This window comes from Candidatus Mycobacterium wuenschmannii, assembly GCF_030252325.1.
Lineage (GTDB): Bacteria > Actinomycetota > Actinomycetes > Mycobacteriales > Mycobacteriaceae > Mycobacterium > Mycobacterium wuenschmannii.
Genome location: NZ_CP126981.1, coordinates 2,152,780 through 2,165,055, shown reverse-complemented (window position 1 = coordinate 2,165,055; position 12,276 = coordinate 2,152,780). Strand labels below are relative to the sequence as shown.

Below are 12,276 nucleotides of genomic sequence, written 5' to 3'. Positions count from 1 at the left end.
TGCAGTGACTACACCAGCGCAGGACGCGCCGTTGGTGTTCCCCTCCGTTGCGTTTCGGCCTTTTCGCCTCTTCGCCATCTCGCTGGTACTGACCGCTGCTGCAGTCGCGATCGCGGCGTCGCTCGGCTCCGTGAAAGTCGGTGTCTTCTTCGGTGTGGGCTTGATGTTGGGTTTGCTCAACGCGCTCGGCGTGCAGCGCTCGGTGACAGCGATCACCGCGGACGCGCACCCGCTGAAGAAGAAGATGGCGCTCAATTCGGCGACGCGCTTGTTCGTGATCACGGCGATCGGACTGGCGATCGCTTTTGTTTTCCGGCCCGCTGGGTTGGGTGTGGTGTTCGGGCTCGCGCTCTTCCAGGTGCTGCTCGTGCTGTCGACGGCTATGCCGGTTTGGAAAAAGCTGCGGGAGGGCACTGCCGACGTGATTGAAGGGACGGGAAACAGCGATGACTGAGGCGTTTCTGGCCGAGGGCGCGATCGAGGTCGGCCATCACGAAACCGCCAACTGGTTTGGGTTGACGGTCAACGTCGACACCATCACGTCGTCCGCGATCGCCGCCGTCATCGTCATCGGGCTGGCGTTCTTCCTCAAGGCCAAAGTCACCTCGACCGGCGTTCCGGGCGGCGTGCAGTTGTTCTTCGAGGCGATCACCGTCCAGATGCGCAACCAGATCGAGAGCGCGATCGGCATGCGCATCGCGCCCTTCGTATTGCCGCTCGCCGTCACGCTTTTCATCTACATCCTGATCTCGAACTGGCTGTCGGTGTTGCCGCTGCAGTACACCGATCACGAGGGCAAGGCCACCGAGCTGCTGTCGTCGGCGGCGGCCGACATCAACTACGTGCTGGCGCTGGCCCTCTTCGTGTTCGTCTGCTACCACGTGGCGGGCATCTGGCGCCGGGGTGTCATCGGGCACCCGGTCGCGGTCCTGAAGGGCCACGTCGCGATCCTCGCGCCGATCAACGTGGTCGAGGAACTCGCCAAGCCGATCTCGTTGTCGCTCCGACTCTTTGGCAACATCTTCGCCGGCGGCATCCTGGTCGGGCTGATCGCGTTGTTTCCGCCCTACATCATGTGGGCGCCCAACGCGGTCTGGAAGACCTTCGACATGTTCGTCGGCGCGATCCAGGCGTTCATCTTCGCGCTGCTGACGATCCTGTACTTCAGTCAAGCGATGGAGCTCGAAGACGAACACCACTAGAACCACTCACGCAGTACAGCTACAGACCTGGTAGATAGCTACCAAATATCAAGGAGGATAAGCAATGAACCCACAAATCGCTATGGGCGCCCTCATCGGCGGCGGACTCATCATGGCCGGTGGCGCGATCGGCGCCGGTATCGGTGACGGTGTTGCCGGTAACGCGCTGATCTCCGGCATCGCCCGCCAGCCCGAGGCACAGGGCCGACTGTTCACGCCGTTCTTCATCACGGTGGGTCTGGTCGAGGCCGCCTACTTCATCAACCTGGCCTTCATGGCGCTGTTCGTCTTCGCCACCCCGGTCAAGTAATCCGTCGAGATGGGTGACATGAGTGTTGTAGCTCTGTCTGCGAGCAGCCAGGCAGAGGGCAACTTCCTCGTGCCTAACGGCACCTTCTTCGTCGAGTTGGCGATCTTCTTGATCGTGCTCGGTGTGATCGGCGCCTTCGTGGTTCCGCCGATCTCGAAGGTGCTCAAAGAGCGCGACAACATGGTCACCAAGACGGCTGCTGACAACAAGAAATCGGCCGAGCAATTCGCTGCTGCCCAAGAGGATTACGAGAAGGCGTTGTCCGCCGCTCGGGTCACGGCATCAGCGGCTCGCGACGAGGCTCGGGCAGAGGGCCGCAAGGTCGTCGAGGAGAAGCGTGGGCAGGCCGAGGAGCAGGTTTCCTCGACGCTGCAGGACGCATCCGAGCAACTCAAGCGGGAAGGTGATGCCGTGGCTGCGGATCTTCGCGGGCGGGTGGAGAACATCTCCACCACACTGGCGAGCCGCATCCTCGGCGTCGAAATCACCACCTCGGTCTCAGCGGCCTCCGCAACCGGTTCGGAGCGATAAGCGCGACATGTCAACATTCATCGGGCAACTCATCGGGTTCGCCGTCATCGTCTTGATCATCGTGCGGTACGTCGTGCCGCCGGTGCGCAAGCTGATGGCGGACCAGCAGAGCGCCGTTCGTCAGCAGCTAGCCGACTCCTCGGCGGCCGCCGACCGGCTGGCGGAGGCCAACCGGGCGCACGCCAAGGCGAAGGAAGACGCTCACGCGGAGGCGCAGCGGCTGACCGAGGAAGCGCAGGACGATGCGAAGCGCATCGGCGAGCAACTGCGCGCCCAGGCCGACAACGACGCGGAGCGGATCAAACAGCAGGGCACCAAACAGGTCGAGCTGTTGCGTTCACAGTTGGTCCGTCAGCTGCGCCAGGACATCGGTGCCGAATCCGTCCGCCGCGCAGGCGAACTCGTCCGCGGTTACGTCGCCGATCCGGGCCAGCAGTCCGCGACCGTCGACCGCTTCCTGGACGAGCTCAGCGACATGGCGACCTCCACCGCCGACATCCAGTACCCGGTCGCGAACAAGATGCGGTCGGCCAGCCGACAGGCGCTGTCGGGTCTGCTGAAGAAATTCGACGGCATCGCCGACGGCCTGGACGACAAGGGATTGTCGACGCTTGCCGACGATCTGACGTCCGTTGCGGCGCTGCTGATTCGGGAGAGCGTGGTCACCCGTTACCTGACCCAGCCCGCCGAGGACGCGTCACCGCGCGTGCGGCTCGTCGAGCGGCTGGTGTCGGGCAAGGTCGGCCAGCCCGCCCTCGATGTGCTGAAAGAGGCGGTGGCCGAACGCTGGTCGGCCGAGGGCGACCTCGTCGACGCCGTCGAATTGGCGGCACGGCAGGCCTCGTTGATCCGTGCCGAAAAGGCCGGGCAGGTCGACGAAGTCGAGGATCAGCTGTTCCGGTTCTCGCGCATTCTGGACGCCCAGCCGCGTCTCGGCATTTTGCTGGGCAACTACGAGGTGGCGGCCGACGCGCGAGTCAAGTTGCTGCGCAACGTACTCGGTGGAAAAGGAACCGGAGCCAACGAGATCACGACCGACTTGCTCAGCAAGACAGTCCAATTGCTCCGCGGGCAGCCTGCCGAGGTGGCCGTGCAAAGCCTGGCCGAAGTGGCGGTGGCCCGCCGCGGCGAAGTCGTCGCACAGGTCAGCGCAGCGGCCGAACTCAGCGAGGCCCAGCACAAGCGCCTCACCGAGGTGCTGAGCCGGATCTACGGCCACCCGGTCACGGCGCAGATTTCCATCGACCCCGAGGTGCTTGGCGGGCTCGCGATCTCGGTCGGCGACGAGATCATCGACGGAACGCTCTCGTCCCGCATTGAGGCCGCCCAGTCCCAGTTGCCCGACTGACCCCATACCGACGAAACACCATCGACAAGCAGGAAGAACGAAAAGCCATGGCAGAGTTGACTATCTCGGCTGACGACATTCAGGGTGCGATCGAGGAGTACGTGAGCTCCTTCACCTCCGACACCACCAAAGAAGAGGTGGGCACCGTTGTGGATGCCGGTGACGGCATCGCACACGTCGAAGGTCTGCCGTCGGTGATGACCCAGGAACTCCTCGAGTTCCACGGGGGTGTCCTCGGCGTCGCGCTCAACCTCGACGAGCACAGCGTCGGCGCGGTCATCCTGGGTGACTTCGAGAAGCTCGAAGAGGGCCAGCAGGTCAAGCGCACCGGTGAGGTGCTCTCCGTGCCGGTCGGCGACGAGTTCCTCGGCCGCGTGGTCAACCCGCTGGGTGAGCCGATCGACGGCCAGGGCGACATCAAGCCGGAGACCCGCCGTGCCCTGGAGATCCAGGCCCCGTCGGTGGTGCAGCGCCAGAGCGTCTCGGAGCCGCTGCAGACCGGCATCAAGGCCATCGACGCCATGACGCCGATCGGCCGCGGCCAGCGCCAGCTGATCATCGGTGACCGCAAGACCGGCAAGACCGCGGTCTGCGTCGACACCATCCTGAACCAGCGGGAGAACTGGGAAACCGGCGACGAGAAGAAGCAGGTTCGCTGCGTCTATGTCGCGATCGGCCAGAAGGGCACCACGATCGCGTCGGTGCGTCGTGCGCTCGAAGAGGGCGGCGCGATGGACTACACGACCATCGTCGCGGCGCCGGCCTCCGACTCGGCTGGCTTCAAATGGCTTGCGCCGTACACCGGTTCGGCGATCGCGCAGCACTGGATGTACAGCGGCAAGCACGTGCTGATCATCTTCGACGACCTGAGCAAGCAGGCCGAGGCCTACCGCGCCATCTCGCTGCTGCTCCGTCGTCCGCCGGGTCGCGAGGCCTACCCGGGTGACGTCTTCTACCTGCACTCGCGGCTGCTCGAGCGTTGCGCCAAGCTGTCCGACGAGCTCGGCGGCGGCTCGCTGACCGGTCTGCCGGTGATCGAGACCAAGGCCAACGACATCTCGGCCTACATCCCGACCAACGTCATCTCGATCACCGACGGCCAGGTGTTCCTGGAGTCCGATCTGTTCAACCAGGGCGTGCGCCCGGCCATCAACGTTGGTGTGTCGGTGTCGCGTGTAGGTGGTGCCGCGCAGATCAAGGCGATGAAGGAAGTCGCCGGGTCGCTGCGTTTGGACCTGTCGCAGTTCCGCGAGCTGGAGTCGTTCGCGGCGTTCGCCTCGGACTTGGACGCGACATCGAAGGCACAGCTGGATCGTGGTGAGCGACTGGTGGAGCTGCTCAAGCAGCCGCAGTACCAGCCGTCGCCGGTCGAGGAGCAGGTCGTGTCGATCTTCCTCGGCACCGGTGGTCACCTCGACTCGGTTCCCGCCGAAGACGTACACCGCTTCGAGACCGAGCTTCTCGACCACCTCCGTGGCGGCAAGGACGGCGTCCTGTCCGACATCAAGGAGTCGCAGAAGCTCAGCGAAGAGACCGAGAAGAAGCTCGAAAGCGCGATCAACGACTTCAAGAAGGGCTTCTCCGCGACCGGCGGTGGCTCGGTCGTGCCGGACGAGCACGTCGAGGCGCTGGACGAAGACCAGGTGGAAAAGGAAGCGGTGCAGGTTCACAAGCCCGCACCGCCGGAGCAGAAGAAGTAATCGGAGATGGCTGCCACACTTCGCGAACTGCGGGGTCGCATTCGTTCCGCCGGGGCGATCAAGAAGATCACCAAGGCGCAGGAGATGATTGCGACGTCGCGCATCGGTAAGGCGCAGGCGCGGTTGAAAGAGGCCCGGCCCTACACCGAGGAGATCACTCGCGTCCTCACCACGCTTGCCTCGGAGGCGGCTCTGGACCACCCTTTGTTGGTCGAGAAGTCCTCGCCGAAACGGGTTGCCGTGCTGGTTGTTTCGTCGGACCGCGGTCTCTGCGGTGCGTACAACTCCGGCGCCTTCCGCAAGGCCGAGGAGCTGTTTTCGCGGCTGCGGGAAGACGGCAAGACGCCGGTGCTCTACACCGTCGGCCGTAAAGCCCAGGGCTACTTCAAGTTTCGTAACTGGGACATCAGCGAGTCGTGGACCGGCTTCTCGGAGCGGCCCAGCTACGAAAACGCGGCGGAGGTCGCCGACACGCTGGTGAGCGCCTTCATGGCCGGCGCCGGCGACAAGGACGAGGCGGCCGACGAGACCGCAGTCGACGAACTCCACATCGTCTACACCGAGTTCAAATCGATGATGTCGCAACAGGTCGGCGCGCACCGGATGGCCCCGATGGTCGTGGAATACGTCGAGGACAGCAACGAGCCGCACACCCTGTACTCGTTCGAGCCGGACGCGACGACGTTGTTCGACGCGCTGCTGCCGCGTTACGTGGCGACCCGCGTCTACACCGCCTTGCTCGAGTCGGCCGCATCGGAGTTGGCTTCTCGTCAGCGCGCGATGAAGTCGGCAAGCGACAACGCCGACGACCTGATCAAGTCGCTCACTCTCGAGGCGAACCGCGAACGTCAGGCTCAGATCACCCAGGAAATCAGCGAAATCGTCGGTGGCGCCAACGCGCTCGCCGACGCCAACTAGGCCCCATCAGGAAGCGAAGAAGGATATGGCTGCTAGCACTGACACCAACGGCCGCGTGGTTCGGATCACCGGACCCGTCGTCGACGTCGAATTCCCGCGCGGCTCGGTGCCGGAGTTGTTCAACGCCCTGCACGCGGACATCTCGTACAAGGATCTCGCGAAGACCCTGACTCTCGAGGTCGCTCAGCACCTCGGTGACAACCTGGTCCGGACGATCTCGATGCAGCCGACTGACGGACTGGTCCGTGGCGTCGAGGTGAGCGACACCGGCAAGGCGATCTCAGTTCCGGTGGGCGACGGCGTCAAGGGTCACGTGTTCAACGCCCTCGGCGACTGCCTCGACGAGCCGGGCTACGGAAAAGACTTCGACCACTGGGCGATTCACCGCAAGCCCCCGCCATTCGACGAGCTCGAGCCGCGCACCGAGATGCTCGAGACCGGCCTCAAGGTCGTCGACCTGCTGACGCCCTATGTGCGTGGTGGAAAGATCGCCCTGTTCGGCGGTGCCGGCGTGGGCAAGACGGTTCTGATCCAGGAGATGATCAACCGTATCGCCCGCAACTTCGGTGGTACTTCGGTTTTCGCCGGCGTCGGGGAGCGCACCCGTGAGGGCAACGACCTCTGGGTCGAGCTCGCGGACGCCGACGTGCTCAAGGACACCGCGCTGGTGTTCGGTCAGATGGACGAGCCGCCCGGCACTCGTATGCGAGTTGCCTTGTCGGCGTTGACGATGGCGGAGTTCTTCCGCGACGAGCAGGGCCAGGACGTGCTGCTGTTCATCGACAACATCTTCCGGTTCACCCAGGCCGGGTCCGAGGTTTCGACGCTGCTCGGTCGTATGCCGTCGGCCGTGGGTTACCAGCCCACGCTGGCCGACGAGATGGGTGAACTGCAGGAGCGGATCACCTCGACGCGAGGCAAGTCGATCACGTCGATGCAGGCCGTGTACGTGCCCGCCGACGACTACACCGACCCGGCGCCGGCGACGACGTTCGCCCACCTGGACGCCACCACCGAGCTGTCGCGAAACGTGTTCTCCAAGGGCATCTTCCCGGCGGTGGACCCGCTGGCATCCAGCTCGACCATCCTGGACCCCGCGATCGTCGGTGACGAGCACTACCGGGTTGCCCAGGAAGTCATCCGGATCCTGCAGCGCTACAAGGACCTTCAGGACATCATCGCGATTCTCGGTATCGACGAGCTCTCCGAGGAAGACAAGCAGCAGGTCAACCGGGCGCGCCGGATCGAGCGCTTCCTGTCGCAGAACATGATGGCGGCCGAGCAGTTCACCGGTCAGCCTGGTTCGACTGTTCCGCTGAAGGAGACCATCGAGGCGTTCGACCGCCTGGCCAAGGGCGACTTCGACCACATCCCCGAGCAGGCCTTCTTCCTGATCGGTGGCCTGGAGGACTTGGCCAAGAAGGCCGAAAGCTTCGGCGCCAAGCTGTGATGCGTTGCCGGCGAGCGAGTGTGAGCGTGGAAGGGCAGGTGTGACATGGCCGTGCTGAACGTGGAGATCGTTGCCGTCGACCGCAAGATCTGGTCGGGCGAGGCATCGTTCCTCTTCACGCGCACCACGGTGGGGGAGATCGGGATCCTGCCCAGTCACATCCCGCTGGTTGCGCAACTTGTCGACGACGCGATGGTTCGCGTCGAGCGTGAGGGCGAGGACGACCTTCGGGTCGCCATCGAAGGCGGCTTCCTGTCGGTGACCGAGGAGAGCGTCAGCATCCTCGCCGAGTCGGCACAGTTCGCGTCGGAGATCGACGAGGCTGCGGCGAAAGAGGATTCGCAGTCGGACGACGCTCGCACCGCTGCAAGGGGACGCGGCAGACTGCGTGCCGTCGGCGCGCTCGACTGACGGACCGCCGCGATGAGCACGCTCATGATTGTCATGGTCGTGCTCGTCGCTGTGTTGGGTCTTGCCGTTGTCGCACTGAGCTATCGGCTGTGGAAGCTGCGCCAGGGCGGTACGGCGGCGATCATGCGGGACATCCCTGCCGTCGGCGGACATGGCTGGCGGCACGGCGTAATCCGTTATCGCGGAAGCGATGCCGCGTTCTACCGGTTGTCCAGCGTGCGGCTGTGGCCGGACCGGCAACTCAACCGGCGCGGGGTCGAGGTGGTGTCGCGGCGTCCGCCGCGGGGCGACGAATTCGACATCATGACCGAAGAGATCATGGTGCTGGAACTGCGCGATACCGCGCAGGTTCGCAATGCCGGCTACGAAATAGCCTTGGACCGCGGCGCTTTGACGGCGTTTCAATCGTGGCTGGAGTCGCGGCCGTCGCCGCGTGCGCGCCGCCGTAGCGTCTGACGGCTAGTCGGCCCGCCCGCCGCCCGGCTGCCAGAGCACGTCCCCGTCGGGGTTGACCACCCGGCACAGGATGAACAGCAGGTCCGACAGTCGATTCAGGTACTTGGCGGGTAGCACGCTGACGTCGGTCGGGTGCTCCTCAATGGCGTCCCAGGCCGATCGTTCCGCGCGTCGCGCCACTGTGCGGGCAACATGCAGCAGAGCTGACAGGGGCGAACCACCGGGCAGCACAAAGGATTTCAGAGGCGTCAGGTTTGCGTTGAATTCATCGCACCAGGTTTCGAGGCGGTCGATGTAGTCCTGCGTGATGCGTAGCGGGGGATGTTCCGGGTTCTCGACCACCGGGGTCGAGAGGTCCGCTCCCGCGTCGAACAGGTCGTTTTGAATCTGGCGCAGCACGTCGGCGATCCGCTTTTCGGGAGAGCCCAGCGCGATCGCCGTGCCGATCGCGGCGTTGGCCTCGTCGCAGTCTGCGTACGCGACCAGTCGGGTGTCGTTCTTGGACACCCGCGAGAAGTCGCTCAAACCCGTCGTTCCGTCGTCGCCGGTTCGGGTATAGATGCGGGTCAGGTGCACAGCCATGCCAACGAACGTACCTAGCCGACTGACAGGGCGAAACCGCTTCACTAAACTATCCCGCGTGGCGGAGCGTTTCGTGGTGACCGGTGGCAGCCGGTTGTCGGGCGAAGTCGCCGTGGGCGGCGCCAAGAACAGCGTGCTCAAGCTGATGGCAGCCGCGCTGCTGGCCGAAGGCACCAGCACCATCACCAACTGCCCCGACATTCTCGACGTGCCGTTGATGGCCGAGGTTCTGCGGGGACTCGGCGCCAACGTCGAACTCGACGGCGCCACCGTCCGCATCACCTCGCCGGACGAACCCAAATACGACGCCGACTTCGCGGCGGTGCGCCAGTTCCGGGCCTCGGTGTGCGTTCTCGGCCCCCTGGTGGGGCGGTGCAAACGCGCCAAGGTCGCGCTTCCGGGCGGTGACGCCATCGGGTCGCGCCCGCTGGACATGCATCAGGCAGGGCTGCGCCTGCTCGGCGCGGTCTGCAACATCGAGCACGGCTGCGTCGTCGCGCATGCAGATTCGTTGCACGGTGCGGAGATTCAGCTCGAGTTCCCCTCGGTCGGAGCGACCGAGAACATCTTGATGGCCGCGGTCCTGGCCGAAGGCGTCACGACGATTCACAACGCCGCGCGCGAGCCCGACGTGGTGGACCTCTGCACGATGCTGAATCAGATGGGGGCACACGTCGAGGGCGCGGGCTCGCCGACGATGACGATCACCGGTGTCCCGCGGCTCTACCCGACCGAGCATCGCGTGATCGGCGACCGAATCGTGGCCGCAACGTGGGGCATCGCCGCGGCGATGACGCGCGGCGATGTCACCGTGACCGGCATCGACCCCGCGCACCTACAAGTGGTGCTGCACAAGCTGCACGATGCCGGCGCCACTGTCACCCAGACTCCGGACAGCTTCCGGATCACCCAGTACGAGCGGCCCAAAGCGGTCAACGTCGCGACGCTGCCGTTCCCCGGCTTCCCCACGGATCTACAGCCGATGGCGATCGCGATGGCTTCTATCGCTGACGGCACGTCGATGATCACCGAGAACGTGTTCGAGGCGCGGTTCCGATTCGTCGAGGAGATGATCCGCTTGGGCGCCGATGCACGCACCGACGGGCATCACGCCGTCGTGCGTGGTCTGCCGCAGCTGTCGAGCGCCCCGGTCTGGTCTTCGGACATCCGGGCGGGCGCCGGATTGGTGTTGGCCGGGCTGGTCGCGGACGGAGACACCGAGGTCCACGATGTTTTTCACATCGACCGCGGTTACCCACTCTTCGTAGAGAACCTGGCGAGTCTCGGCGCTGAAATCGAGAGGGTAGAGTAGGCCCGCAAGTACGGCGCACGCCTGCTGTAAAGCGGCAGATGGTGCAGTTTGACGGCGCTTTTGCGATGGAGTACAGTAGCAGGGTTGCCCGAAAACGGGTGTTGTTTGAGAACTCAATAGTGTGTTTGGTGGTTTTGTTTTTGTTGTTGTTTTTTGCCGTGCCCTCGTGTTTTTCCCGTTTGTGGGGGTGTGGTTTTTTGATGCCAGTTTTGGTGTCTTTTTGTTTGGATCAGGTTTTTCTGATTGAAAATGTGCCCTGCCTGTGGGTGGGGGGTTTTTGTTTGGAGAGTTTGATCCTGGCTCAGGACGAACGCTGGCGGCGTGCTTAACACATGCAAGTCGAACGGAAAGGCCCTTTCGGGGGTACTCGAGTGGCGAACGGGTGAGTAACACGTGGGTGATCTGCCCTGCACTTCGGGATAAGCTTGGGAAACTGGGTCTAATACCGGATAGGACTACGCACTGCATGGTGTGTGGTGGAAAGCTTTTGCGGTGTGGGATGGGCCCGCGGCCTATCAGCTTGTTGGTGGGGTGATGGCCTACCAAGGCGACGACGGGTAGCCGGCCTGAGAGGGTGTCCGGCCACACTGGGACTGAGATACGGCCCAGACTCCTACGGGAGGCAGCAGTGGGGAATATTGCACAATGGGCGCAAGCCTGATGCAGCGACGCCGCGTGGGGGATGACGGCCTTCGGGTTGTAAACCTCTTTCACCATCGGCGAAGCCGGGAGCTTTTGTTTCCGGTGACGGTAGGTGGAGAAGAAGCACCGGCCAACTACGTGCCAGCAGCCGCGGTAATACGTAGGGTGCGAGCGTTGTCCGGAATTACTGGGCGTAAAGAGCTCGTAGGTGGTTTGTCGCGTTGTCCGTGAAATTCCCTGGCTTAACTGGGGGCGTGCGGGCGATACGGGCAGACTGGAGTACTGCAGGGGAGACTGGAATTCCTGGTGTAGCGGTGGAATGCGCAGATATCAGGAGGAACACCGGTGGCGAAGGCGGGTCTCTGGGCAGTAACTGACGCTGAGGAGCGAAAGCGTGGGGAGCGAACAGGATTAGATACCCTGGTAGTCCACGCCGTAAACGGTGGGTACTAGGTGTGGGTTTCCTTCCTTGGGATCCGTGCCGTAGCTAACGCATTAAGTACCCCGCCTGGGGAGTACGGCCGCAAGGCTAAAACTCAAAGGAATTGACGGGGGCCCGCACAAGCGGCGGAGCATGTGGATTAATTCGATGCAACGCGAAGAACCTTACCTGGGTTTGACATGCACAGGACGCCGGTAGAGATATCGGTTCCCTTGTGGCCTGTGTGCAGGTGGTGCATGGCTGTCGTCAGCTCGTGTCGTGAGATGTTGGGTTAAGTCCCGCAACGAGCGCAACCCTTGTCTCATGTTGCCAGCGCGTTATGGCGGGGACTCGTGAGAGACTGCCGGGGTCAACTCGGAGGAAGGTGGGGATGACGTCAAGTCATCATGCCCCTTATGTCCAGGGCTTCACACATGCTACAATGGCCGGTACAAAGGGCTGCGATGCCGTGAGGCTTAGCGAATCCTTGAAAGCCGGTCTCAGTTCGGATCGGGGTCTGCAACTCGACCCCGTGAAGTCGGAGTCGCTAGTAATCGCAGATCAGCAACGCTGCGGTGAATACGTTCCCGGGCCTTGTACACACCGCCCGTCACGTCATGAAAGTCGGTAACACCCGAAGCCAGTGGCCTAACCCTTGTGGGGGGAGCTGTCGAAGGTGGGATCGGCGATTGGGACGAAGTCGTAACAAGGTAGCCGTACCGGAAGGTGCGGCTGGATCACCTCCTTTCTAAGGAGCACCACGAGATCTGGGCCGGCCCGCATCGTGCGGATCAGCCGGGTTCCAGACGATTCGATGGATGGCCTGTCACCTGTAGTGGGTGCAGGTCTGGTGCACAACAACAAAGTTTTCACTTCGGTGAAGGTCTCCCGGTGTCGGGAGGGCGGATCGCCAAGCACACTGTTGGGTCCTGAGGCAACACCTGCTGTTGTCCTTCGGTCGTTGGATCGAGGGGTGGGGTTGTCGCTCCATCT

12 protein-coding genes and 1 rRNA gene are annotated in these 12,276 nt (G+C 63.6%); 12 read left to right on the top strand and 1 reads right to left on the bottom strand.

Translation table 11 applies throughout. The annotated features are described in order from the left end of the window. Positions 1 to 4 precede the first annotated feature (4 nt). The 10 genes from PT015_RS10295 (at position 5) to PT015_RS10250 (ending at position 8,326) form a co-directional block, all read left to right on the top strand. On the top strand, positions 5 to 454 hold the full coding sequence (locus tag PT015_RS10295; protein WP_285190513.1) for an ATP synthase subunit I: 450 nt from the start codon (positions 5 to 7) through the stop codon (positions 452 to 454). Next, the gene (gene atpB, locus PT015_RS10290) at positions 447 to 1,202 is read left to right on the top strand and encodes a F0F1 ATP synthase subunit A (protein ID WP_285190512.1); all 756 of its coding nucleotides are present in this window, start codon (positions 447 to 449) and stop codon (positions 1,200 to 1,202) included. Before PT015_RS10295 ends, atpB begins: the two co-directional genes overlap by 8 nt. 64 nt (positions 1,203 to 1,266) lie before the next feature. After that, the gene (locus PT015_RS10285) at positions 1,267 to 1,512 is read left to right on the top strand and encodes a F0F1 ATP synthase subunit C (protein ID WP_285190511.1); all 246 of its coding nucleotides are present in this window, start codon (positions 1,267 to 1,269) and stop codon (positions 1,510 to 1,512) included. 9 nt (positions 1,513 to 1,521) lie between these two features. Then, positions 1,522 to 2,043: a F0F1 ATP synthase subunit B gene (locus tag PT015_RS10280; protein ID WP_285190510.1), complete on the top strand. Its 522-nt coding sequence runs from the start codon at positions 1,522 to 1,524 to the stop codon at positions 2,041 to 2,043. A gap of 7 nt (positions 2,044 to 2,050) precedes the next feature. Further along, on the top strand, positions 2,051 to 3,391 hold the full coding sequence (locus tag PT015_RS10275; protein WP_285190509.1) for a F0F1 ATP synthase subunit B/delta: 1,341 nt from the start codon (positions 2,051 to 2,053) through the stop codon (positions 3,389 to 3,391). Between the two features lie 47 nt (positions 3,392 to 3,438). Then, positions 3,439 to 5,091: a F0F1 ATP synthase subunit alpha gene (gene atpA / locus PT015_RS10270; protein WP_285190508.1), complete on the top strand. Its 1,653-nt coding sequence runs from the start codon at positions 3,439 to 3,441 to the stop codon at positions 5,089 to 5,091. Positions 5,092 to 5,097: 6 nt separating this feature from the next. Next, positions 5,098 to 6,009 (top strand): F0F1 ATP synthase subunit gamma, encoded by a 912-nt coding sequence (locus PT015_RS10265; RefSeq protein WP_285190507.1) that lies wholly within the window; start codon positions 5,098 to 5,100, stop codon positions 6,007 to 6,009. 25 nt (positions 6,010 to 6,034) lie between these two features. Next, positions 6,035 to 7,459, top strand: a complete 1,425-nt coding sequence (gene atpD, locus PT015_RS10260) for a F0F1 ATP synthase subunit beta (protein ID WP_285190506.1) — start codon at positions 6,035 to 6,037, stop codon at positions 7,457 to 7,459. Between the two features lie 45 nt (positions 7,460 to 7,504). After that, the gene (locus PT015_RS10255; protein ID WP_285190504.1) at positions 7,505 to 7,870 is read left to right on the top strand and encodes a F0F1 ATP synthase subunit epsilon; all 366 of its coding nucleotides are present in this window, start codon (positions 7,505 to 7,507) and stop codon (positions 7,868 to 7,870) included. A 12-nt stretch (positions 7,871 to 7,882) separates the two neighbouring features. Next, on the top strand, positions 7,883 to 8,326 hold the full coding sequence (locus PT015_RS10250; protein WP_285190503.1) for a DUF2550 domain-containing protein: 444 nt from the start codon (positions 7,883 to 7,885) through the stop codon (positions 8,324 to 8,326). A gap of 3 nt (positions 8,327 to 8,329) precedes the next feature. On the opposite strand, the gene PT015_RS10245 is transcribed toward PT015_RS10250, so the two are convergent. Next, positions 8,330 to 8,908 carry a cob(I)yrinic acid a,c-diamide adenosyltransferase gene (locus PT015_RS10245; RefSeq protein WP_285190502.1) on the bottom strand — a complete coding sequence of 193 codons (579 nt, stop codon included), beginning with the start codon at positions 8,906 to 8,908 and terminating at the stop codon, positions 8,330 to 8,332. 58 nt (positions 8,909 to 8,966) lie between these two features. Here PT015_RS10245 and murA point away from each other — a divergent pair, with 58 nt between their 5' ends. Together murA and PT015_RS10235 are read left to right on the top strand one after the other, a co-directional pair. Continuing rightward, positions 8,967 to 10,220, top strand: a complete 1,254-nt coding sequence (gene murA / locus PT015_RS10240; protein ID WP_285190501.1) for a UDP-N-acetylglucosamine 1-carboxyvinyltransferase — start codon at positions 8,967 to 8,969, stop codon at positions 10,218 to 10,220. Between the two features lie 278 nt (positions 10,221 to 10,498). Then, positions 10,499 to 12,031, top strand: a 16S ribosomal RNA gene (locus tag PT015_RS10235). Positions 12,032 to 12,276: the final 245 nt, after the last annotated feature.